General features: G+C 61.1%; 20 protein-coding genes. 12 read left to right on the top strand and 8 right to left on the bottom strand.

The annotated features are described in order from the left end of the window. Nucleotides 1–9: 9 nt before the first annotated feature. The 4 genes from CRO46_RS16695 to CRO46_RS16680 are packed head-to-tail and all read right to left on the bottom strand — an operon-like array spanning nucleotide 10 to nucleotide 5869. Nucleotides 10–1194 (bottom strand): acetyl-CoA C-acyltransferase, encoded by a 1185-nt coding sequence (locus CRO46_RS16695; RefSeq protein WP_097108932.1) that lies wholly within the window; start codon nucleotides 1192–1194, stop codon nucleotides 10–12. A 33-nt stretch (nucleotides 1195–1227) separates the two neighbouring features. Next, complete coding sequence (gene pimA, locus CRO46_RS16690) at nucleotides 1228–2898, bottom strand: dicarboxylate--CoA ligase PimA (protein WP_097108931.1); 1671 nt, start codon at nucleotides 2896–2898, stop codon at nucleotides 1228–1230. Further along, the gene (locus CRO46_RS16685) at nucleotides 2895–4994 is read right to left on the bottom strand and encodes a 3-hydroxyacyl-CoA dehydrogenase NAD-binding domain-containing protein (protein WP_097108930.1); all 2100 of its coding nucleotides are present in this window, start codon (nucleotides 4992–4994) and stop codon (nucleotides 2895–2897) included. Before CRO46_RS16685 ends, pimA begins: the two co-directional genes overlap by 4 nt. A 20-nt stretch (nucleotides 4995–5014) precedes the next feature. Next, the gene (locus tag CRO46_RS16680) at nucleotides 5015–5869 is read right to left on the bottom strand and encodes an alpha/beta fold hydrolase (RefSeq protein WP_101811085.1); all 855 of its coding nucleotides are present in this window, start codon (nucleotides 5867–5869) and stop codon (nucleotides 5015–5017) included. Between the two features lie 174 nt (nucleotides 5870–6043). Between CRO46_RS16680 and CRO46_RS16675 the strand changes: the two genes are divergently transcribed. The 7 genes from CRO46_RS16675 to CRO46_RS16645 all read left to right on the top strand — a co-directional run bounded on the left by CRO46_RS16675 (nucleotide 6044) and on the right by CRO46_RS16645 (nucleotide 12753). Then, entirely contained in the window at nucleotides 6044–6955 is a 912-nt protein-coding gene (locus tag CRO46_RS16675) for an IclR family transcriptional regulator (RefSeq protein WP_097108928.1), read from the top strand. After that, nucleotides 6952–7746 (top strand): ABC transporter ATP-binding protein, encoded by a 795-nt coding sequence (locus tag CRO46_RS16670; RefSeq protein WP_097108927.1) that lies wholly within the window; start codon nucleotides 6952–6954, stop codon nucleotides 7744–7746. Before CRO46_RS16675 ends, CRO46_RS16670 begins: the two co-directional genes overlap by 4 nt. Next, nucleotides 7743–8456 (top strand): ABC transporter ATP-binding protein, encoded by a 714-nt coding sequence (locus CRO46_RS16665; RefSeq protein ID WP_097108926.1) that lies wholly within the window; start codon nucleotides 7743–7745, stop codon nucleotides 8454–8456. Before CRO46_RS16670 ends, CRO46_RS16665 begins: the two co-directional genes overlap by 4 nt. A gap of 10 nt (nucleotides 8457–8466) precedes the next feature. After that, nucleotides 8467–9342 carry a branched-chain amino acid ABC transporter permease gene (locus CRO46_RS16660; protein WP_097108925.1) on the top strand — a complete coding sequence of 292 codons (876 nt, stop codon included), beginning with the start codon at nucleotides 8467–8469 and terminating at the stop codon, nucleotides 9340–9342. Nucleotides 9343–9474: 132 nt separating this feature from the next. Further along, on the top strand, nucleotides 9475–10422 hold the full coding sequence (locus CRO46_RS16655; RefSeq protein ID WP_097109050.1) for a branched-chain amino acid ABC transporter permease: 948 nt from the start codon (nucleotides 9475–9477) through the stop codon (nucleotides 10420–10422). A 22-nt stretch (nucleotides 10423–10444) separates the two neighbouring features. Next, the gene (locus tag CRO46_RS16650; protein WP_097108924.1) at nucleotides 10445–11674 is read left to right on the top strand and encodes an ABC transporter substrate-binding protein; all 1230 of its coding nucleotides are present in this window, start codon (nucleotides 10445–10447) and stop codon (nucleotides 11672–11674) included. 269 nt (nucleotides 11675–11943) lie between these two features. Then, complete coding sequence (locus CRO46_RS16645) at nucleotides 11944–12753, top strand: class I SAM-dependent methyltransferase (protein WP_097108923.1); 810 nt, start codon at nucleotides 11944–11946, stop codon at nucleotides 12751–12753. Between the two features lie 67 nt (nucleotides 12754–12820). Here the strand turns inward: CRO46_RS16645 and CRO46_RS16640 are convergent, their stop codons facing one another. The 3 genes from CRO46_RS16640 to CRO46_RS16630 are packed head-to-tail and all read right to left on the bottom strand — an operon-like array spanning nucleotide 12821 to nucleotide 16515. Next, complete coding sequence (locus CRO46_RS16640; RefSeq protein WP_097108922.1) at nucleotides 12821–13876, bottom strand: substrate-binding domain-containing protein; 1056 nt, start codon at nucleotides 13874–13876, stop codon at nucleotides 12821–12823. A 33-nt stretch (nucleotides 13877–13909) separates the two neighbouring features. Continuing rightward, entirely contained in the window at nucleotides 13910–14986 is a 1077-nt protein-coding gene (locus CRO46_RS16635) for an ABC transporter permease (protein WP_244577938.1), read from the bottom strand. Beyond that, nucleotides 14983–16515: a sugar ABC transporter ATP-binding protein gene (locus CRO46_RS16630; protein WP_097108921.1), complete on the bottom strand. Its 1533-nt coding sequence runs from the start codon at nucleotides 16513–16515 to the stop codon at nucleotides 14983–14985. The genes CRO46_RS16635 and CRO46_RS16630 overlap by 4 nt, the downstream gene beginning before the upstream one ends. Nucleotides 16516–16638: 123 nt before the next feature. On the opposite strand from CRO46_RS16630, the gene mtnK reads away from it, so the two are divergent. Together mtnK and mtnA are read left to right on the top strand one after the other, a co-directional pair. Next, a complete protein-coding gene (gene mtnK / locus CRO46_RS16625; protein ID WP_097108920.1) occupies nucleotides 16639–17901 on the top strand; it encodes an S-methyl-5-thioribose kinase in 1263 nt (420 codons plus the stop codon). Between the two features lie 2 nt (nucleotides 17902–17903). Continuing rightward, complete coding sequence (gene mtnA / locus CRO46_RS16620; RefSeq protein WP_097108919.1) at nucleotides 17904–19007, top strand: S-methyl-5-thioribose-1-phosphate isomerase; 1104 nt, start codon at nucleotides 17904–17906, stop codon at nucleotides 19005–19007. A 28-nt stretch (nucleotides 19008–19035) separates the two neighbouring features. On the opposite strand, the gene CRO46_RS16615 is transcribed toward mtnA, so the two are convergent. Beyond that, nucleotides 19036–20007, bottom strand: a complete 972-nt coding sequence (locus tag CRO46_RS16615; RefSeq protein ID WP_097108918.1) for a sugar-binding transcriptional regulator — start codon at nucleotides 20005–20007, stop codon at nucleotides 19036–19038. Nucleotides 20008–20092: 85 nt separating this feature from the next. Between CRO46_RS16615 and CRO46_RS16610 the strand changes: the two genes are divergently transcribed. The 3 genes from CRO46_RS16610 (at nucleotide 20093) to CRO46_RS16600 (ending at nucleotide 23355) form a co-directional block, all read left to right on the top strand. Further along, nucleotides 20093–22159 carry a bifunctional aldolase/short-chain dehydrogenase gene (locus CRO46_RS16610; RefSeq protein WP_097108917.1) on the top strand — a complete coding sequence of 689 codons (2067 nt, stop codon included), beginning with the start codon at nucleotides 20093–20095 and terminating at the stop codon, nucleotides 22157–22159. Between the two features lie 288 nt (nucleotides 22160–22447). Further along, nucleotides 22448–23053 (top strand): TorD/DmsD family molecular chaperone, encoded by a 606-nt coding sequence (locus CRO46_RS16605; RefSeq protein ID WP_244577937.1) that lies wholly within the window; start codon nucleotides 22448–22450, stop codon nucleotides 23051–23053. 104 nt (nucleotides 23054–23157) lie between these two features. Then, nucleotides 23158–23355, top strand: a complete 198-nt coding sequence (locus CRO46_RS16600; RefSeq protein WP_097108916.1) for a twin-arginine translocation signal domain-containing protein — start codon at nucleotides 23158–23160, stop codon at nucleotides 23353–23355. Nucleotides 23356–23402: the final 47 nt, after the last annotated feature.

The following is a 23402-nucleotide window of genomic DNA, read 5'->3' as shown; positions in this document are numbered from 1 at the left end:
CCTGGCTCCTCAGAAAATCTCGAAAAGACCGGCAGCACCCATGCCGCCGCCCACACACATGGTCACGACACCGTATTTGGCGCCGCGCCGCTTGCCTTCGATCAGCACATGGCCTGAGAGCCGGGCGCCGGTCATGCCGTAGGGATGGCCAACCGCAATGCTGCCGCCGTTGACGTTGAGCTTCTCCGGATCAATGCCCAGCTTGTCTCGGCAGTAGATAACCTGCACCGCAAAGGCCTCGTTGAGTTCCCAAAGTCCGATGTCGCCTATCTTCAGGCCCGCGCGCTCCAGCAGGCGCGGAATGGCGAAAACCGGACCGATTCCCATCTCGTCGGGTTCGGTGCCTGCGACCACGAAGCCGCGCAGTGCTCCCATTGCTTCAAGGCCCTTCTGTTCGGCGAGCTTGGCGTTCATGACCACACAGGCCGAGGCGCCGTCCGATAGCTGGCTGGCATTGCCGGCCGTGATCAGTGCGCCTTCGCCGCGCACCGGGGCGAGGCCCGCCAGTGCGTCCAGCGTTGTCTGCGGCCGCGGACCTTCGTCGGCCTCGATCGTCACTTCCTTGTAGGAGACCTCTTTGGTCACCTTGTCCATCACCGCCATGGTCGTGCTGATCGGCACGATTTCCGCGTCAAAGCGGCCCGCTTCCATAGCCGCGGCGGTGCGCCGCTGGCTTTCCAGTGCATACTGGTCCTGGGCGTCACGGCTGATGCCGTAGCGCTTGCCGACGGTCTCGGCTGTATCGATCATCGGCATGTAGATGTCGGGCTTGTGCTGCATCAGCCAGCGGTCATGGCGGTGAAACGCATTCATGTGCTCGTTTTGCACCAAGCTGACCGATTCAAGCCCGCCGCCAATCGCCACCGGAACGCCGTCGAGCTGGATCGAGCGGGAGGCAACGGCAATTGCCTGCAGGCCCGAGGAGCATTGCCGGTCGATGGTGGCGCCGGATACCGTGACCGGCAAGCCGGCGCGCACAAGGGCCTGGCGGGCAACATTGCCGCCGGTCGTGCCCTGCTGCAAGGCGCAGCCCATGATCACGTCTTCGACTTCGCCCGGTTCGATCCCGGCCCGCTCTACGGCGTGCTTGATCGCATGGGCGCCGAGTGTCGCGCCGTCGGTGTCATTCAGCCCGCCCCGGAAGGCCTTGCCGATCGGCGTGCGTGCGGTTGAAACGATGACTGCATCCTGCATTGTATTTTCCTTCATTGTGTCTGGTGTTTTTCGTCACTCGGCGGCTGATAATTTGCCTTTCTCCATGTCGCGCAACTCCTTGCGCGACAACTTGCCGACGGAAGTCTTCGGAAGCTCGTCTCTGAACTCGAGCGCCGCGGGCAATTCGTGACGCCCGATCCGGTCCTCCAGAAAGGTGACAAGCTCTTCCAGCGTGAATGGCTCTGCTCCCGGCTTCAGCGTGATGAACGCCTTTGCGGCTTCGCCGCGGTATTCGTCAGCGATTCCGATCACGATGCATTCGCCGACAGCCGGATGCTCGTAGATTGCCTGTTCGATCATCTGCGGGTAGACGTTGAAGCCGCTCGACAGGATCATGTCCTTCTTGCGGTCGACAATGTAGAAATAGCCGTCCTCGGCCATGTAGCCGACATCGCCGGTGAGGAAGAACCCGTCGGCAAAGGCCGCCTCGTTTTCCTCCGGCTGGTTCCAGTATCCGGCTGTCACATTCTTGCCGCGGACGCGCAATTCGCCGACTTCGCCGGCCGAAAGCACCTGGTGCGGATCCTCCAGCGAAACGATCTGCAGCTCGACACCGGGCAGCGGCATGCCAATGGAACCGGGCTTGGCTTCGCCAAAGGGAAGCAGGTTGGTTCCCGCAGGCGACGTTTCCGTCATGCCCCAGCCTCCTGCCAGGCGCTGGCCGGTCAGTCCCTCGAAGCGTTGCCCGACCTCGACGGGCAGGGGCGCGCCACCCGACGAGCAGCGCTTGAGCGAGGAAAGGTCGGTCTTCATCAGCTCAGGATGGTTGGCAAGCGCTATCCACATTGTCGGCACGCCCGGGAATGAGGTGATCTGCTTCGACTGGATATCGCTGAGCACCTGTGTCGGGTCGAACCGCAAGTGTAGCACGATTTCGCCCCGCCGCTTGACGCACAGCAACAGGACTGTCGTGAGCGCATAGATGTGAAACAGCGGCAGGACGCAGAGGACCTTTTCACGCGGCCCTGCACTGCCGTAGAGCGCTTCGAACCAGACGTCGTAACTGGCCACGGCGGCGGTCAGATTGGTGTGGGTCAGCATCGCTCCCTTGGCGGGGCCGGTGGTGCCTCCGGTATATTGCAGCAGCGCTATGTCGCCTTCATCAATCTCCGGCCAGGCCGACGGAGCCTGTGCGTCGGCACAGAAGACATCCAGCCTGACCACGTCGTCCCGCTCGGGAATGGCTTCGCGCGTCGGAATGTCGCCACCGAAGCGGGCATCGTCGCCGACAATGACGCGGTCGGCCAGTCCGGCCTCCATCAGCTTGATCGCGCCCTCGAGCATGCCGGCGAGATTGGTGGTGACGATGGTGCGGGCGCCCGAATCGGTGAGCTTGTGCGCCAGTTCCCGTGGCGCGTCGAGCGGTGACATGTGTGCAAGCCGCGCGCCGGCCTTCAAGGCGCCGAAGAACGTGATCGGATGGTAGGGCGTGTTGGGCAGGAACAGGGCGACGGTCTGGTCCTTGGCAAGGCCCGCCGCCATCAGCGCCGAGGCAAAGGCTTCCGCCTCGTCCCGCAAGCCGGCATAGCTCATCGACCAGTCGCGGAATCCGAGCACGGTCTGATCCGGACAATCGGCAACGGCCTCGTCCAGCAGCGCCGGAAGAGTCGCCGTCACGATCGGCGAATCCCATCTCATGTTGTCCGGATAGGACTTCTCCCAGGCATGACGCCCGGCAGTCATGCCTGGCCGTCCTTGTCCGCCATCGCTGCCGCCAGCGATTGACCCGACTGCGCGGCCTTGCGCAAGAGTGCTGCCGGTTCGAACACCGCATTGCCGGTCTTGCCATGCCAGTATTCAAGCCGCTCGACAATGTGAGCCAGCCCCGCCTGTTCGGCCCAGAACATGGGGCCGCCCTTGCCGACGGGGAAGGCATAGCCGTTGATCCAGACGATGTCGATGTCGGAGGGCCTCAGCGCAATGCCTTCCTCAAGGATCCGTGCCCCCTCGTTGATCATCGGGTAGATGGTGCGTTCGATGATCTCGGTGGCATCGATGCTGCGGCGGTTGACGCCGAGTTCCTTGGCCTTCTCCGCGATCAGCCCGTCAACCCACGGATCCGGCTTGGCATCGCGCGGACCGTCTTCGTAGCTGTAAAACCCCTTGCCGGTTTTCTGGCCGAAGCGGCCCTCCTCACACAGCGCATCGAAGATCACGGCGGTCTGTCCGAGCGATTTGCGGTTGCGCCAGCCGATGTCGAGCCCGGCAAGGTCGCCCATTGCAAAGGGTCCCATGGAGAAGCCGAAATCGAGAAATGCCTTGTCGACATCGGACGGCGAGGCGCCCTCGAGCAGCAGCGGCTCGTTTTCCGACGAGCGCGCCGACAGCATGCGGTTGCCGACAAAGCCGTGGCAGACACCGACGACAACCGGCACCTTGCCGATCTGCTTGCCGAGCGCCAGCGCCGTGGCGATCACATCCGGCGCGGTTTCCTTGCCGCGGACGATCTCCAGCAGTTTCATCACATTGGCAGGCGAGAAGAAATGCATGCCGAGAACATCCGCAGGCCGCTTTGTCATCTGGCCGATATCATCAACATCCAGATAGGAGGTGTTGCTGGCCAGCACCGCTCCCGGCTTCATCACCTCGTCCAGCTTGCCGAAGACATCCTTCTTGACCGACATTTCCTCAAACACGGCTTCAATGACCAGGTCGCAGTCTGCAATATCTTCGTAGCTTGTTGTGGTGCTAAGCCGTGCCAGCCTTTCGTCGCGCACGGCTTCCGAAATCGAGCCGCGTTTGACCGAGGTATCGTAGTTGCGTCGGATGACGGCCATGCCGCGGTCGATCGCTTCCTGGCTCATTTCGAGGATGGTAACAGGGATGCCGCCATTGGCCAGCGCCATGGCAATGCCGCCGCCCATGGTTCCGGCGCCGATGACGGCAGCGGTCTTCACAGCACGCGGGCGCACGTCCTTGCCGATTCCGGGCACCTTGTTGGCCTCGCGCTCGGCGAAGAACAGGTGCCGCTGCGCTTTCGACTGCTCTCCATTCATCAGCTCGATGAAGATGTCGCGTTCCTTTGCAAGCCCCTCCTCGAAGGGCGTGTCGATTGCCAGACGCACCGCGCGGACGCAGGCATGCGGCGCTTCGAGCCCTTTCGCTTTCCTGGTCAGCTTGGCGGCATGTGCATCGAAGCCAGATGGATCCTGGCGCGCCGCTTCCAGCTTGTCTTCGCGATCCCGCAGCGCCGTCGGCATGCCTCCGGCTGCAAGATCCCGCACGAATGCCTTGGCGTCTTCCAGAAGGTCGTTGTCTGCAATGCGATCGAGAATGCCGACCTTCAGGGCTTTCCCGGCGGAAACCGGATTGCCAGGAACAATGACGTCAAGCGCGGCTTCCGGACCGATCAGGCGAGGCAGTCGCTGGGTGCCTCCGGCGCCTGGAATGAGGCCGAGTTTGACTTCGGGCAATCCAAGCTTGACATCCGCCGTCGCAATCCGGCCGTGGCAGGACAGCGAAACTTCAAGCCCGCCGCCAAAGGCAAAGCCGTGAATGGCTGCGACTACCGGTTTGCTCATGGTTTCGCAGCGGGTGTTTACATCCGCAAGTGATGGTTCACGCGGCGTCTTGCCGAACTCGGTGATGTCGGCGCCGCCGCTGAAAGTCCGGCCACCGCCGGTCAGAACCACACCGGTAACGGCTGAATCGGCTTCGGCGCGATCCATGGCGTCGATGACGCCGCGCCGAACGTCGAATCCGAAGGCGTTGACCGGTGGGTTGTTGATCGTGATGACGGCAACAGACCCGTCTACCTCGTAATGTGCATCACCTGCCATGTTCTTCTCCCAGAAAAGGTTTACGTTTCCGCCCGCTCTACAAACGAGCGGAGACAATCGGTAAGGGCATCGTTGAATGCGTCTGCGGCTTCGTATTGTACCCAGTGCCCGGCATCCTCAATCAGCTTGAAACAGGCCTCGGGATCACGTTCGGCAAGCCATGCCCGCCGTTCTTCGAAATAGGGGGCTGCGAGCTGGTCGCGCTCGCCCCAGATCGCCGCCAGCGGGATCCGGATGGCATCGAGATTTGCGGTCAGCGGCCTTGTTCGCGCTGTCGGGCGCGTGTCGTGACGCGAGCGCTCGGCATTGGCTTGCTGGATAAGGATGGCCGTAGCGTCGATCCGGGCCGGATCAGCGATCATGATCGCCAGCAGGTTGTCACGGTGCCGGGCGCGGCGTTGTCCGGTGTCGGAAATGCGGCGCCAGCTCGACAGCGCAACTTCATTGCGTCGCGCCTCGAATCCCACGCCGCCGACGATGGCGAACCCCTTAACCCGTGGCGTGATCAGTTTCGAAAGAAAGCTGCCGATGATCCCGCCATAGGAGAACCCCACCAAGTAAAGCCGGTCGTGACCAATCAACTGGTCGATCCCTGCCGCCAGAATCCGCGCCATCCGGTGCGGATCGGCATCCCGATTGCTGTCAGCCGAGTCGCCAAATCCCGGAAGGTCAGGCACTATCACCCTGTAATTGCGCGCAAAGAAGCGGATCTGACGGCAGAAATGGGTCCATGAGCCGGCACCACCGTGCAGCATCACCAGCGCCGGGCCCGAGCCCCATTCGCGCCAGACTGCGAAGCCTTCCTCAGTGGCCACCTCACTCCGCAATGCCTGGCGGTCCAGCTCCGCCACCGGGGCATACGCGGCATGGTTCAACCACTCCGGCAAGCTCCCGCAAGGGGATCTGTCGAGCAATTCGTGCACGGAAACAGTGTCCTCCGAAGTCCGCAAACAACCTCCCAGTTCCGCATTGCGAAATTCAATTTTATTATTTGACCTCACTGCTAGAATGTGATGCATTGATTGTCAATAAAGGGAGGAGCGGCTGCAATGACAGCCAATGCACGTGGCGACGTCTATGGCGTTGCTGCTGAAAGACACAGCTATGCTCATGATGGCGACCGCAAGTTTGTTACCGCACTCGCGCGCGGACTTGAGGTTCTGCGCTGCTTCCATCCGCGTGACGGTTTCCTGAGCAATCAGGAGATTGCTGAACGCACGAGCCTGCCCAAACCGACAGTCACGCGTCTTACCTATACTTTGTGCCAGCTTGGCTATCTCATGCAGATCCCCAGGCTTGGCAAATACCAGCTTGCACCCGGCACCATTACGCTTGGCTATGCAGCGCTTGCCAATCTCGGCATCCGCCATGTCGCCCGCGAATTCATGGATCAGGCGGCCGAGGCGCTTGCGGCACCGGTTGCGCTGGGCGTGCTCGACCGCAGCAAGGCGCTTTACGTCGGTATCTCGCGTGGCTCGGCGACGTTTACGGTTCAGCTCGAAATCGGTTCCCGCATTCCATTGTTCGGAACAGCCATGGGGCTGGCCTTGCTGGTCACCCTGCCCGAGGCTGAGCGCGAGGAGCATATGGCGCTGGCCATCGAGAGGCATCCCGACAAGGCCATGCTGATGCGCAAGACCCTGGACAGGGCGATCACGGATTACCAACAGCATGGCTTCGTGGTCTCCACCGGCGAGTGGCGGCCCGACATTTTTGCTGCCGGGGCACCGCTTGTCGCTGCCGACGGGTCGGGAACCTACGCTTTCAATTGCGGCGCACCGCCGCACCACTTTCCGCCCGAGCGCCTCTACAATGACGTCGGACCGGTGATGGCATCGCTTGTCCGTGTGATTGATGACGCCCTCAATGGAAGACGGCCGCACAGGCCTGACGAAGCATGGATGTCTCCTTCAATATCCGGAGGGACACACGACAAGAGACCGGAGCACGGAGGCCCATGATGCAAGCTAATACCGCCAGCGCACCACCCCAACTTGCCGTACGCGACGTGGTCGTTCGTTTCGGAGGAATCGTAGCGCTGGACGGCATAGCTTTCGATTTGCACAAAGGCGAGATCCTGGGTCTCATCGGCCCCAACGGGGCCGGCAAGACGACCCTCTTCAACTGTCTCAGCCGCCTGTACACGCCAGCATCGGGCGACATCCTGTACGACGGCAATTCGGTTCTTTCCAGGCGACCGCACGACATGCCCGCAATCGGTATCGGGCGGTCGTTCCAGAACGTCGCGCTTTTCCAGCGCATGACTGTGCGCGACAACATCCGCGTCGGCGCCCATGCCGCCAGCCGCAGCGACTTTTTCTCCGATGCGCTTCATCTGCCCTGGGTCAGGCGTCAGGAAGCAGCGGTCGACGCCACCGTCAGCGAATTGATCGATTATCTCGGCCTTGGCGCCGTCGCCGATCTGCCGGTGGAGGGGCTGCCCTTTGGCACCCGCAAGCGGGTGGAGATCGCCCGCGCCCTGGCGATCAGGCCGGGTGTTCTGCTGCTTGATGAACCGGCAGGCGGCCTCAACCATGATGAGGTGGGCGAGCTTGGGCGCCTGATCAAGAGCATCCGGGATGATCGCGGCGTCACTATCCTCCTGGTCGAACACCACATGGGTCTGGTTATGTCGATCTCTGACAAGGTTGTGGTGCTGAGCTTCGGCCGCAAGATCGCCGAAGGCACCCCCGCCGAAGTTCAGCAAAATCCCGACGTCATCGCGGCTTATCTGGGAGGACCAGCCGAATGAGCATGCTACTTGAAGTTACCGGCCTGCACGCTTCCTATGGCGATTTCCGGGTCTTGCACGGCCTCGATTTCACCGTCGAGAAAGGCGGCATCTCGACCTTGCTCGGCGCCAATGGGGCAGGCAAGACCACGACGCTGAGGGCCCTGTGCGGCATGATCAAGCGCACCGGGACCATCCGCTTCGAAGGCAACGACATCAGCAGCAAGGCGACCGAGGAAATCGTTCGTCTCGGCGTGGCGCATGTTCCGGAGGGACGGGGGACATTTACCGGTCTGACGACGGAAGAAAACCTGCAATGCGGTGCCATGACGCGCCGGTCCCGGGCAGAGATCGCCCGCGATCTAGAGCAGGCCTATCACTGGTTTCCACGCTTGCGTGAGCGGCGAAACCAGCAGGCGGGCACGCTGTCGGGCGGCGAACAGCAGATGCTCGCCATCGCCCGCGCGCTGATGCTCAGGCCACGGCTGATGCTGCTCGACGAGCCCTCCTTCGGCCTCGCGCCGCTGATCGTGCAGGAAATGTTCTCGATCCTTCGCAAGGTCAATCAGGAAGAGCAGGTCTCCATGCTGATCGTTGAGCAGAACGCCGGCGTGGTGCTTGAACTTGCCGACAATGCCTTTGTTCTCGAGACCGGGGGCATCGTGATGTCCGGCACCGCTGCGGAAGTCCGCGACAACGAAACCATTCGCGCCGCCTATCTGGGCTACTGAGGGAGACACGATGGAGCTTCTGGCACAACAACTCATCACCGGCATTGCAACCGGCGGAATCTACGCCTGCATGGCCCTTGCGGTCGTGATGATCTATCAGGCCATTCATCACCTCAATTTCGCCCAGGGCGAGATGGCGATGTTTTCCACTTTCATAGCCTGGCAGATGCTGGCCTGGGGCGTTCCCTACTGGCTGGTGATCCCGCTGACGGTCGCACTCTCCTTTGTCGGTGGCGTCGCCATCGAACGTCTTGTCATCCGCCCGCTTGGCGATGCGCCCGTGCTCAGCCATATCGTCGTGTTCATCGGCCTGTTCGCCATTATCAACAGCCTGGCGGGTTTCATCTGGGATTTCACTATCAAGCCGTTTCCCAGTGCCTTCGGCGAGGGCTCCCGGTTCGGCGGCCTGATCAGCAATCACCAGCTCGGCATGATAGCGGTTACCATGACGGTTCTGTTGATGCTGTTCCTGTTTTTCCGCTACACCCGCGTCGGCCTTGCGATGCGCGCTGCGGCGGAAAACCCGGCATCCGCCCGTCTCGTCGGCATCCGGGTCGGCTGGATGATTGCGCTGGGCTGGGGCATGGCTGCGGCGATCGGCGCCATTGCCGGTATCCTGATTGCGCCGATCGTGTTCCTCGAACCCAACATGATGCTCTCGATCCTGCTTTACGGCTTTGCCGGCGCGGTGCTTGGCGGCCTTACGAGTCCGATCGGTGCCGTCTTCGGCGGCTTCATGGTCGGCATCATCGAGAACCTGGCCGGAACCTACATTCCCGAGATCGGTGGCGAACTGAAGCTGCCGATCGCGCTTTTCCTGATCGTCACCGTTCTGGTGTTCAAGCCCACCGGCCTGTTCGGCCGCACTGTCGTACAGAGGGTCTGAGATATGTCCGTAAACACCACGACCACCGACGCCAGACAGGCCGCAGCAAGCACAACCGCTACAGGCCCTGCCGGCGCGGTCAAGGCTGTCAGCCTGCCGGAACCCGCTGCAGCCAGCGGCAACGCGAAGATCATGCGAACAGCCGGCATCGCGCTGCTCATCATGGGGCTGACGGCGCCCTTCATGGCCGGCAACTTCCTGATCTTCCAGCTGACCATGATGCTGATCTACGGCATTGCCATTCTCGGGCTCAACATCCTGACCGGGATCAACGGGCAGTTTTCGCTGGGCCATGGCGCTTTCTACGCGGTGGGCGCCTACACGGCGGCCATCATGATGGACCAGTTCGGCGTCGGCTACCTTTGGACTTTGCCTGTCGCAGGAATAATCTGCTTCATCGTGGGTTTTCTGTTCGGCCTGCCGGCGCTCCGGCTTGAAGGCATCTACCTGGCGCTGGCGACCTTTGCTCTCGCCGTGGTGACCCCGCAGCTGTTCAAGCTGTCGCCGTTCGAGCACTGGACCAGCGGCGTGATGGGCATTGTCATCTCAAAGCCGGAAGCCCCTTTAGGGCTGCCGCTCAATCCCGACCAGTGGCTGTATTTCCTGACCCTGGCGATTGGTCTGGTTGCCTATGTCTGCGCCAGGAACCTGGTTGGCAGCCGGACCGGGCGTGCGTTGATGGCAATCCGTGACAATCCGATCGCCGCGGGATCGATGGGTGTAAACACGGCACTGTTCAAGTCCCTGGCCTTTGGTGTCAGCGCTCTCTACACCGGCGTGGCCGGTGCGCTCGGCGCCATTGTGGTTCAGTATATTTCCCCTGATTCCTTTACCTTCACACTTTCCGTGGCCCTCGTCGTCGGCCTTGTCGTCGGCGGTGTCGGCTGGCTGCCCGGCGCATTGTTCGGCGGCGCCTTCATCATGTTCGTGCCGAACATTGCCGAGGAGCTGTCCAAGGGGCTGTCGGGAGCCGTTTACGGTGCCATCATGATCCTGATGATGTACGCAATACCAACCGGGCTGGGAGGCCTGTTGAAGGCGGCGCTGACGGCGTTGTCGAAGCGCAGTAAGACTGGATAGTGCAACCTAATGGGAGGAAACCATGCACATCAGACGTAACATCCTGAAATATGCAGCGGCGGGGCTTGTCGTAAGTTCCAGCCTGGCATTTGGTTCGATCGCTCAGGCACAGGAGATGCCCGGCGTCACCGATACCGAGATCAAGATCGGCAATATTGCGCCCTACAGCGGACCGGCCTCTGCCTACTCAACCATCGCCAAGACGATTTCCGCCTATTTCGACAAGGTCAACGAAGAGGGCGGAATCAACGGACGCAAGATCAACTTCGTGTCCTATGATGACGGTTATTCGCCGCCCAAGGCCGTGGAACAGGCGCGCAAGCTGGTAGAGAGCGATGAGGCACTGCTGATCTTCCAGTCGCTCGGCACGCCGTCGAATTCGGCGATCACGAAGTACATGAACATGAAGAAGGTGCCGCAGCTTCTCGTTGCGACAGGAGCCACCAAGTTTGGCGATCCGGAAAACTCTCCTTGGACCATGGGTTGGCAGCCGAATTACCAGAGCGAAGGCATCATCTATGGCCGCTGGATCGCAGACGAGATGCCCGATGCGAAGATCGCCGTGATGTATCAGAACGACGATTTCGGCAAGGACTTGCTCGACGGCCTGAAGACCGGTCTCGGTGACAAGGCAGACATGATCGTTGCCGAGGCCTCCTACGAGGTGGCCGAACCGGTGGTGGATTCGCAGGTCGTCAAGCTCAAGGCGTCAGGCGCCGATGTCTTCATCAGCTTCTCGACACCGAAATTTGCCGCCCAGGCCATCAAGAAGGCCCACGAGATCGGCTGGGATGCGACCCAGATCGTCGCCAACGTCTCCAACTCGGTGGGCGCGGTGCTCACGCCTGCCGGGCTGGAAGCCTCCACCGGGCTGATTTCTACCGCCTATCTCAAGGACATGCAGGATCCGCAGTGGGCGGATGACCAGGGCGCGAAGGAATGGAACGCCTTCATGGACAAGTACTATCCGGACGGTGACAAGCTTTCGAGCTTCACCACCTACGGCTATACCGTGGCGCAAACCATGGCACATATCCTCGAGCAAGCTGGCGATGATCTGACGCGCGAGAACGTGCTCAAGCAGGCCGCAAGCATGAAGGATGTGACCTTGCCGCTGTTCCTGCCCGGCATGTCGATGAACACGTCGGAAACCGATTATTTCCCGATCGAGCAGATGCAGCTGATGAAGTTCAACGGCGAGCGTTGGGAAAACTTCGGCGAGATCATCTCGGGTGAAGTCGGCGGCAACTGACACCTGACAGGACAGGAAAGACTTGGAGCGCCGGGCACCCTGTCGTGTCCGGCGCCTTTGTGCTTCAACCGGTCGCAGCTCGGTAAAAAGATCCAGCTTTCCATCTGTCCGCCCTGAGGGTAGGTTGCACTTGCGGGAACGCGGTGCCGGCCATCCGCGGTACCGGTACCCCGGTAGGTCCGTGGCCTGGACCGGTCTTATGGTGCGGATTGACAAGCACTGGTCACAAGTCTCCCACTGGTCTAGGCTTCCTTAGGGGGAGGTGGGCCATGGCTTTTGACAGTTTCCGCAACAGCGAGCGCGCTGGCTGGAGCGAACGCGCCGGTCTCTACGACGACGCAACTGCGCGCGCCACGACACAGGCAATCCCCGCGATGCTTGCAGCTGTCCGTCTGTTTCATGGCGCCCGGGTTCTCGACGCGGGATGCGGCCCGGGCTATGCGGCGGGGGCGGCAGCGGCTCTGGGCGCACGTGTAAAGGGCGTGGATTTTTCAGATGAAATGATTGCCGTTGCGGGGAAAAGGTTCCCGCAACTGCCATTCGAAATCGCCGATGTCGAAGCCCTGGACGAAGCAGACAACAGTTTCGATGCGGTGGTCAGTGGAATGGTGCTCTATCATGTCACCGATCCGCCCAAGGCGATCTGCGAGGCTTACCGGGTGCTCAAGCCCGGCGGCCGGTATGCTTTCAGCCAGTGGTCCGCGCCCTCGGTTTCGCCGCTCTTCGGCGGGTTCCTCAAGATTGTGATGGCACATGCCGATGTGGCAAAGGCCGATCCTGCGCCGGACGCTTTCTTGCTTTCGGATGTCGATCATGCGACCGGATTGATGCAGCAAGCTGGTTTCAGCGAGATCGAGAGCGTCCAGGTCGAGAGTGTGCTGCGTGCGCCAAGCGACGATTTCTACAGCTTCTTCATGCGGTTCGGAGTGCGCATATCCCTGATACTGTCGCGTCAGACGGAAGCTGTGCAGGCGACCATCCGCGAGAGCGTCAATTCTCATTTCAGCCAATACGCCAAAGGTGGCGAAATTCATGTTGGCATGCCCTGCATCGTCTATTCCGGACAAAAGCCGGTCTGACGCTCTCAACCAATAAAAAAGCCGCATCCGGAGATGCGGCCTCTTCGGTCCTGGGAGGGATGTTGGATCAGCGCGGCGGCAGTGGCATCCACTCCGTCATCGCGACATCGGCATGGGCAAATTGAGGCATGTTGGCCGACAGATCTTCCATGTTCTTGATGTCCTTTTCGTTGAGGAAATCCTGCGTGATCAGTGTCGGCGGCACCACCACCTGAGCACCGGGATTGCCACCGGTCAGCATGATCGCCAGCGCACGCACCGAAACTTCGCCGACAACGGCGGGGTTGGTGGCAACGGTCGCCGCCCAGGCACTGTCGGGCTCACGCATGGCGGAGATGTCGGCGGTCGAGACATCTGCCGAGTAGATCTTGATGTCCTGCGACAGTCCTGCTTCGTCGACAGCGATCTTCACGCCCTTTGCGAACTCGTCATAGGGGGCGAAGAACACTGAGATGTCCGGGTTGGCCTGCAGCACCGAGCGAGCCTGGTTGGCATTGGAGTTGGCGATCGGATTGTCCAGCGTACCCATCTGTGCGGCTTCGACGATACCCGGATTGGCTTCCTTCACCTCTTCCCACGCGACATGGCGGCGGTCGAGCGGGGCAATGCCGGGTACGTAGACGTAACCGGCCTTCCATTCGGTGCCGTTATCCTTGATGGCCTGCTCCAGGGCGAGTTTGCCGAGCAGGTAATCCGACTGCTCGATTTGCGGGATGGCGTCGTTTTCGACATTAACGTCAAAAGCCACCACCTTGATACCGGCATCCACTGCACGTTGCGCGGCCTCCTTCATCGATTCAGTCAGCCCGTGCTGGATGATGATGCCGTCGACACCAAGCGCAATTGCCTGGTCAACCATGTCGGCCTGAAGGGCCGCGTCCTGACGGCTGTCGAGAACCCGGAGGTCGACGCCCAGCGCCTTGGCCTGCTGTTCGACGCCGGAAAGATAGGCCTGGAAGAAGTCGCCGGTGGAAAGGTAGCGGACAAGCGCGATCTTCACATCACCGGGATTGTCGAGCGGTGCCGGCATGTCTGCGGCCTGCGCGAAGCCTGCGGGAAGGGTGACGGCTGCGGCGGCCAGGCCTGCGATCAGGGCAAGGGCCTTTCTGCGAATGATTCTCATGCTGTTTTCCTCCGTTAAAGTGCTTGGTCTTGCTTAGTGGCCGCCGGCTTTTCTGGCCGACAGCGAGAATGTGAAGACAAGGGCGATAACCAGAACCAGACCCTTGATGAAATCCTGGGTGTAGTAAGGTGCATTCATCATCGTCAGCCCCTGCAGCAGGATGCCGACAAACAGCGCCCCCATCGAGGTGCCGAAGGCATTGGGCTTGGCAGCCCCCAGAACCGCAAAACCGATCAATGCTGCTGCAACCGCATCAAGCAGCAGATTGGTGCCCGAGGCGATGTCGCCGCGGCCCAGCCGGGCAGCCAGCAGCATGCCGCCGATCGAGGCCAGCACACCGGAAATCATGTAAGCCATGATCTTGTACTGGTTGACATTGGTGCCGGTCAGGCTGGCAGCCCGTTCGTTCGAGCCGATAGCGTACATAAGTCGCCCATGGCGGGTCAGTTCGAGGAACACCCAGACCAGCAAGCCGATCACGATGAGGAAGACCACTGGCGCTGGCAGCAGGTTCTCGAGCATGAAATCGAACCGGTGGCGGCCAAGCTGCAGGAACAGCGGCGAGAACGTGCCTTCGGCGGTCGAACCGTCGGGCAGTGTCATGCCCATTGCGATCGAGCGGCCTTCCGTGGGAATGCGCTGAAGCCCGACCAGCAGGAACATCATGCCAAGTGTCGCCAGCAGGTCGGGCACCTTGGTCTTGACGATCAGCAGGCCGTTGACCAAGCCGATGAACGCCCCCATCGCCAGACAGGCAATGATGGCGACGAATGCCGGCTGTTCCAGTACCACCATCATGTAGGCGGCCAGCATCATTGATGAGGTTGCAACCGAACCGATGGAAAGGTCGAAGCCGCCCACCACCAGGGTGCAGGTGACGCCCAGCGCCAGAATGCCGGTGATGGCCACCGACTGGAAGATGAACACCGCGCTGCGCGGTCCGGCAAACCCGTTTGCAAACACCGAGAAGAAGATCACCAGCCCGACAAGAAGCGCCAGGAAGCCGTAGCGGATGGCAATGTCGATGAGGCCGGATGAGCCCGGTTGCGGTTTGCGCGCGCCAGGACTGGTGCTTCCGGATGGGTTTGTCTGGTCCAGGTTCATGCTCATGCGAGTGCTGTCCTTGCGGCGCTGTCATTGTCGGTCAGTACAGCACCGGTTACTGCGGTCAGGATGTTGTTGATATCCACGTTCTCGTTGCGGAATTCGGCCGTGACCGAATGCTCGGTCATGACAATGATCCGATCGGCCACTTCCAGTGCTTCGTCGAGTTCGGCGACGAACACCAGCGTCGCACGGTTCTGCGCGGTCTCGCGGATCTTTCGGCCGATGTCACGGCGGGCACGGATGTCGACGCCCTGGAAGGGTTCGTCAAGCAGCAGCAGCCGGCACTCTTCGGCCAGCCAGCGCGCCAGCATCACCTTCTGCTGGTTGCCGCCCGAAAGCGTGCCAATGGGATCGGAATTGCTCCGGCAGACAATCGACAGCGCCTCGATCATCTCGTCAGCGGTTCTGCGCTCCTGAGAGCGACGGGCAAAGGATAGGTGGGAGTAGCGCGTCAGGAAGGGCAGGGTAATGTTGCGTGTGATGTCGAAATCGGCGACCACCGCGTTATTGGCCCGGTCCTTGGCCGACATGAACACGCCGTGCCGGATGGCGGCTTGCGGCGTGGCAGGCGCGTAATCCTGACCGTCGATACGGATCTGGCCGGCAGCAGGACGCCCGAGGCCGAACAGGCTTTGGGCGAATGCGCTTTTGCCGCTGCCAAGCAGGCCGGTGACGGCGACAACTTCGTTCTCGCACAGTTCGAGATCGAAGGGCGTGCTGTCGGGCAGAAGCCGTAGCTTCTCGATCTCCAGCACGCATCTGCCCGGCCGGGCGATGGTAATGTCCACGTCGGTCATCCGGTGGCCGAGCATGGCGTTCACAGCACCTTCGTAATCAAGAGAGTCGCCTTCAAAGACGCCCGAAATTTCACCGTCCCGCATCGAGACGATCCTGTCAGCAATGCGGCGGATGTCGGACATGCGGTGCGAGATGTAGAGCACCGCAACGCCCTTGGCCGCCAGCCGCTCGATCAACAGGAACAGCCGCTCAGCTTCCGAGGCCGAGAGCGAGGAGGTCGGCTCGTCGAGGATCAGCAATTGCGGGTCATGTGCCATGGCGCGGGCAATCGCGATCAACTGCCGGTCGGCCACGCCTAGCTCGGCAACCGACTGCCGGACATTGAGCGACAATCCCATCTGACTGGCGATACGCTCCGCCTCGGCATAGTTCTGCTGACGCTTGAGAAAGAAGCCGTAGCCCGGCTCGGCCAGCCGGTCGATCAGCAGATTGGAAGCGACGTCGAGATCCGGGATCACGCCGTCATTGATGTTCTGGTGCACGGTCACGACACCGGCGCGAATGGCTTCGGATGGCGACGAGGGTAGGAAATCCTTGCCGAGAAGGCTGATGGAGCCGGCGTCAAGCTTGTGTACGCCACTCAGGATCTTCACGAGGGTGGACTTGCCTGCGCCATTTGCACCCATCAGCACAGTGACGGAGCCGGCAGGAAGTGACAGATTGAGCTGCTTGAGGACACGATTGTCCCCGAACGACTTGCTCACACCCCGCAGATCGCAAAGAGTTCCGTTCATCCTGTCCTCCCGCTATGATGAGAACAGCAGCAATGACAAAAGTCAATACGTATTGACAAATGATTGACGAGAACACTAGGCTTGGCTGAAAAACAGCCTCGACTGTCAATTGGGAGGATAGTTTTGAGCAACAACTACAAACCTTTATCGCCGGAGACCCTGTGCCAGAGGCTGGGTGAACTCAACGTCATGAAGAAGGCTGTTGGTGCCAATGCCGATGCCTGGACGGTGCGCGAAGTGGGCGATGGCAATCTCAACCTCGTCTTCATCGTGGAAGGCGATGCCGGCAGCGTCATCGTCAAGCAGGCGCTTCCCTATGTGCGCCTGGTTGGAGACAGCTGGCCTTTGCCGCTCAAGCGGGCGTTCTTCGAATATCATGCATTGACCCGTCAGGAAGCGCGGGATCCGGGCAGCGTACCCGAAGTCCTGCATTTTGATGAAAGCCAGGCGCTGATCGTCATGGAACGCCTGCAGCCGCATATTATTTTGCGCCAGCAGACCATGGAAGGGCGCAAGGTTGCCGGATTGGGCAAGACATTGGGATTGTTTGCTGCACGCACCGCGTTCCGTGGGTCGGATTTGTCGATGACGGCGAAGGACAAGAAAGCCGATGTCGCGCTGTTCGCCGACAATGTCGAACTCTGCGACATCACCGAAGCGCTGGTTTTCACGGACCCGTATTACGATGCCGAGATGAACCGGCACACCACGCCGCAGCTTGACGGCATCGTGGCAGAACTGCGCAACGACACCGCGCTCAAGGTTGAGGTTCAGCACATGAAGCGCGCGTTTACCTCGCGCGGTGAAACCATGTGCCACGGTGATCTGCATGCCGGCTCTATCATGGTCACCGACGACGAGGCACGGATCATCGATCCGGAGTTTGCCTATTACGGCCCATTCGGCTTCGACATTGGCATGCTGATCGGCAATTACCTGATGGCCTACCACGCCATGCCGGCTCACATCTCAGATGCTGGCAAGTGCAGCGATTTCCAGGACTGGATTCTTTCCGTCATCGAGGAAACCTGGTCGGTCTTTAGGCAAGAGTTCCTGCGGTTGTGGCGCACTGAGCGTACCGGCATTCTTTATCCGAAGGCACTCTACGAGGAACAGGGGCATAACTTCGCGTCGGAAAGCGCCGCGGAGCAGCTGCTTGCCGAGATCTTCCGTGATCTCGTCGGCTTTGCCGGCATCGAAATGCATCGCCGCATTCTCGGACTGGCGCATGTCGCAGAGATCGACACCATCGAGGATGAGGACCTGAAGGCGCGCTGCGAAGCCAAGTGCCTGAAGCTGGGTCAATTCCTGGTCATCAACAGAAACCGCCTGACCGGCATGGATGCCGTATTGGCGGCAGCGCGGCGCGCTGAGACGGGAGCATAGCAATGAAGGTTGGCAACACACATTACCGGTCGATCTGGTTCGATGCAGAGAAGGCGAAGGTCATGATCATTGACCAGCGCTGGCTGCCGCACGAATTCCGGGTTGTCGAACTCGACGGGCTGGATGAATTTGCGACGGCGATCCGCGACATGTGGGTGCGCGGCGCACCTCTGATCGGCGCCACGGCCGCCTATGGCATCGCCATCGAGATGCAGCGAAATGCCTCTGATGAGGCGTTGGACAACGCCTGGGAGCGGCTGAACGAAACCCGGCCGACCGCGGTCAATCTGCGCTGGGCGCTGGATGAAATGCGCAAGGTGCTTTCGGCACTTCCCGAAAGCGAACGTGCCAGGGCGGCTTTCCGCAAGGCCGAAGAGATCAATGATGCCGATGTCGAGACTAACCGGATGATCGGTGTGCACGGTCTCGAGATCATCAAGAAGATTGCGGCCACCAAAAAGTCGGGTGAAGCAGTCAACATTCTGACCCATTGCAATGCTGGCTGGCTGGCGACGGTGGATTGGGGCACAGCCACCTCGCCCATGTATCACGCGGCGGCGGCGGGCATCCCCCTCCATGTCTGGGTCGACGAGACCCGTCCGCGCAACCAGGGCGCCCAGCTCACCAGCTGGGAAATGAACAGCCACGGCATCCCGCATCATCTCATCGTCGACAATGCGGGCGGGCATCTGATGCAGCATGGCGAAGTCGATCTGGTCATTGTCGGCACCGACCGCACCACCGCCTCGGGCGATGTCTGCAACAAGATCGGCACCTATCTCAAGGCGCTGGCGGCACACGACAACAATGTGCCGTTCTATGTCGCGCTGCCGTCGAGCACGATCGACTGGACGGTGGATGATGGCGTCCGCGAGATTCCGATCGAGGAGCGTGATGACCGCGAGGTGACCCACGTCTTCGGCCGTCTCGAAGATGGCAGCGTCGCCTCGGTGCAGATCTCGCCGGATGGAACGCCGGGCGGCAATCCGGCCTTCGACGTCACCCCGGCGCGGCTCGTGACCGGCCTGATCACCGAACGCGGCGTTGCTGAAGCGACACGCGAAGGCCTGCTGGAGCTGTTCCCGGAACGGCGCGACGCCGCCTGACCCTCACTCGCCCTGGGGCGCAGATGCCTCAGGCGAGCTTCATCATTGCTGCGGCACAGCTCCGGTTGGTGACCAGGTGGGTAGCATATCCGCCCCTGATGGCGGCAACGGCAGCGGGCACGCGTTCCTCACCGACCGACACCAGGATCCCCATGTCACGGTGGCGCAGCTCATCCAGTCCGATGCCCATCATCCGGTCGTCGAGCGGGCCGCTGATCGCGTCGCCCTTGGCATCGATGAAGCGCCCGCACATCACCCCGACCGCCCCATTGGAAATGTAGTCTTCCAGCTCCGCCCGTGTCGCAACGCCACTTGAAACGACGTGGCTGTCGGGATTGCAGGAACCCACGGCAAACAGCGTCTTGTTGCAGTCGCTGATGGCATCGAGCTGGTTGGCGATCAGGGATTCTGACCTCAGCATTGCCGCGTTCTCGGCAGTGCTCAGAATTGCCGGCACATGCAGGTTGATGCACTTGGCGGAGAATTTGCGCGCCACAATCGATGAGCAGACGTCGGCCGAGAAGCCGTAGGGCGTGGCCATCGATCCGACCAGTTGCAGCACCGTGAGGTCAGGTATGTTGGTCTGTTCAAGCCGCTCGGCTACATCGTAGATGGTCTTTCCCCAGGCCACGCCGAGCCTGTCCCCGGGCTGGATCAGGCTCGGCAGCCAGTCCGCGGCACCCCGGATGATACGGCTTGCGTGGTCGTCCTGACCGCCGGTTCCGTCGGGCAGCACATAGGCGGCCTTGAGTTCAAAGCGTTCGCGCAGCTCCAGCGCCGTCCGGTGCGTGTTGAAGGCTTCCGGCGACAATTTGGTATGGATGTAGCCGCGCTCGCGGGCTTCCTGCAGGTAGTTGACCACCGTCGCCCGCGACACCAGCAATTTGTTGGCGATCTCGCTTTGATTGAGGCCGTCATGATAATAAAGCCATGCGGTTTCGACGACGATATCCTCGCCGCTGATCTGCCTGGTTGAACGCCTGGTCGGATTTTGAGGCATTTCAATTCCTCGTCGATATATACATTTGACAACATGCAATGACTTTTGTCAAATGCAGCGAGTTCAAGTCGGCAGGAGAAGGTTAATGCGGCAAAACAGGTGGAATGACAAGGAAGCTCAGGCGCGGGTGGATGCAGCAGGTTCGGATCCCTCCGACCAGACACTGGCGATGAGGGTCTACTCCTCCCGCCTTATCGGTGCGGATCCTGACCTTGTCATGCACGGTGGCGGCAACACCTCGGTCAAGACCGAACGCATGGACCTTCTCGGAAATGTCCGGCAGGTTCTGCACGTCAAGGGCAGTGGTTGGGATCTCGATACGCTGGAGGCGCCGGGACTTCCCGGGCTCTGGCTCTCGCCTCTGCTGGAGACGCGCAAACTCGACGCCATGTCGGACGAGGCCATGGTCAACATGCAGCGTTCCAACCTGCTCGACTCCACGGCCCCCAACCCGTCGGTCGAGACCCTGCTGCACGCCTTCCTGCCGCATACCTTTGTCGATCACACCCACGCAACGGCATTTCTGGCGCTGGCCAACCTGCCGGATGCCGAGGCCGCAATCCGCGAGATCTTCGGCGACCGGCTGGCGGTTGTGCCTTACATCATGCCCGGCTTCGCGCTGGCCAAAAAGGCAGCCGAAGTGTTTGAAGCCAATCCCGATTGCGAAGGCCTGATTCTGCTCAAGCACGGCCATTTCACCTTTGGTGCCACTGCGCGCGAAAGTTATGACAAGGTGATCGAGCACACCAATATGGTCGAGGAATGGCTGGCGGCGCGTGACAAGGGCCGCAGCTTCAACCGTACCGTCCAGCGCAACCGCTCCATAGCGGATACGGATCTGGCCGCATCGGTTCTGCCGCTTCTGCGCGGCGCGATCGGGCGTGTGCGGGGAGCGCATCACAGCGGCGCCCCGCGGCCGGTGGTCATGGATGTCAGAAGCAGCGATGTGATCGATGCCTTCCTCAACCGCGGCGATCTTGAGCAACTGGCCCAACGCGGCGTCGCCTCGCCCGATCACGTCATTCGCACCAAGGGCCGCATGCTGAGGCTCAGCAAGCAGGATATGGCCAACGGAAGCGTTGAGACGCGCGTGGATGAGTTCGCCAAGGCTTACCACGCCATGTTCGAGACACAGAACCAGAGGTTCGGTGGCGGCAAGGTCATGCTGGAGCCGCACCCCTGTGTGGCCTGGATTGAAGGGCTCGGCATCGTTGGCATCGGCAAGGATGCATCCGCAGCCTCTGCTGCCGCTGATATTGCCGAACAGACCGTCGAAGTCATGACACTCGGTGAAGCGGCAGGCGGATTCCAACCCCTCGGACAGGATGATCTGTTCGACTTGGAGTACTGGTCGCTCGAGCAGGCCAAATTGGGCAAGGCCAGCGCCAAACCCTTCTCCGGGCAGGTGGTGGCCGTCACCGGCGGCGCCGGCGCCATTGGGCTTGCGACCGCCAAGGCTTTTGCCCGCGAGGGCGCCGCCGTTGCGTTGATCGACTTCAACGCCGAGGCCTGCAAGGCCGCAGCCGCCTCGATCGGTGAGAACTGTCTTGCCGTGGTTGCCGATCTGACGGAAAACGGTGCGGCGAGCAAGGCCGTGGCTGAAATCGTCGAACGCTTCGGTGGTCTCGATGTGCTGGTGTCCAACGCCGGTGCCGCCATCCCGGGCATGCTGCTTGACCTGGACGAGGAAACGCTGCGCTCGAGCTTCGAGCTCAACTTCTTCTCCCACCTCGCCATGGCGCGCGCTGCAGCACGGGTGTTTGCGGCTCAGGATCATGGCGGCCAGATGCTGTTTAACGTCTCCAAGCAGGCGGTCAATCCGGGCAAGGGCTTCGGTGCCTACGGACTTCCCAAAGCCACCACTTTCTTCCTAGTGCGGCAATTGGCGCTGGAACTCGGCGGTGCCGGCGTCCGGGTCAACGGCGTCAATGCCGACCGCATCCGCTCCGGCCTGCTGACCGACGACTTCATCAAGTCGCGCGCCGAGGCGAGAGGTGTCTCCGCATCCGATTACATGGCGGGCAATCTGCTCAAGGCGGAAGTCGAGGCGCATCATGTTGCCGATGCCTTCGTGGCGCTGGCCAGGTCAGAGCGGACCACCGCCCACGTCATCACCGTCGATGGCGGCAACATCGAGGCCGCGCTGCGTTAGGCGTTACCGCCTGGCCCATCCGTACTGCGTGCGGGTGGGCAGGCGACGCGTTGTTCACTTCACTGCGCCGGCCGGTTTCGCCGCCGGGATGTCCATGTTGGTGGGTCCCACAGCGGGCGTTTCCAGCAAATCTCCCAATCATGGTTTTCGACCGAAAGTGCTTCTTTGCCAAGGGTGTAAACCAAAGCATGCCCGCTGTCGGGATCCGCTCTTCATATTGCAAAGCAATATCGATTTGAATTGCATTAGGTCAGGAAAGGTGATCTTTTTGCTTTAGGGAGAAAGCATGTGCTGAATCAGCAAGCTCGTTCGACAAATAGAGTTGATGAAACCGATCAGTCTCGGGTCAATGTTTACAGGCTTCTGGCCCGACTTCTGCGCGAACCACCTGATGCATCTCTCATTTCCATTCTGACCCAGATGACGGGCGACAGTTCTGAGCTCGGCGAGGCAATTGCCGATCTCTCAAATGCTGCGGCCGGCACGAGTCTGGCCGATGCCCGCGACGAGTATGAAATGCTGTTCATAGGCCTCGGCCGTGGCATGCTAACCCCATTCGGCTCCTATTATCTGACCGGTTTCATGCATGAGAAGCCGCTCGCGCGCCTGCGCAACGACATGCGCCCGCTGGGCATAGCCCGCAACCACGATGTCAAGGATCCCGAGGATCACGCGGCCGCCCTGATGGAAATGATGGCAGGCCTGATCGACGGGACGTTTGGCGCAATCCAGCCCCTGACCGTCCAGAAACGGTTCTTCGACAGCCATGTGGGCAGCTGGACCCCGCATTTTTTCAGAGATCTCGAGACTTGTTCATCGGCGCGCTTCTTCAAACCTGTCGGCCGCATGGGACGCCTGTTCATGGCAATCGAGCAAGCCGCGTTCGAGATGTAGGCCGCCTTTGCGATGAGTGTTTGCAAATTGGGTAACGCAGTCCGGAGAAGACGCCCGGCCAGGCTGCAGCGGACGGGTAAAGGCGTCGAGAACTGGAGACCAAAATGAAGGCAAAGACCGAAGACACCACGACCGACCGTCGCGGTTTTCTGAAGTTCGCCGGGCTGGGTACGGTTGCCGGCGGCGCAGCTCTGGTCGCAGGCGGCGAAAGCCAGGCGGTCGAGCTTGCCGAGCCTGCGGGTGACGCCGGCTACCGGGAGACCGACCACATCAAGGCCTATTACGCCAGTGCACGGTATTAAGGCTTGTAATGCCAGCACGCGGTTCTGAGGAGGGCCCTTGCTGATCG

The organism is Parahoeflea halophila, assembly GCF_900220985.1.
Taxonomy (GTDB): domain Bacteria; phylum Pseudomonadota; class Alphaproteobacteria; order Rhizobiales; family Rhizobiaceae; genus Hoeflea; species Hoeflea halophila.
The sequence above is the reverse complement of the archived record's forward strand: the minus strand, read 5'-3'. Positions and strand labels throughout refer to the sequence as shown.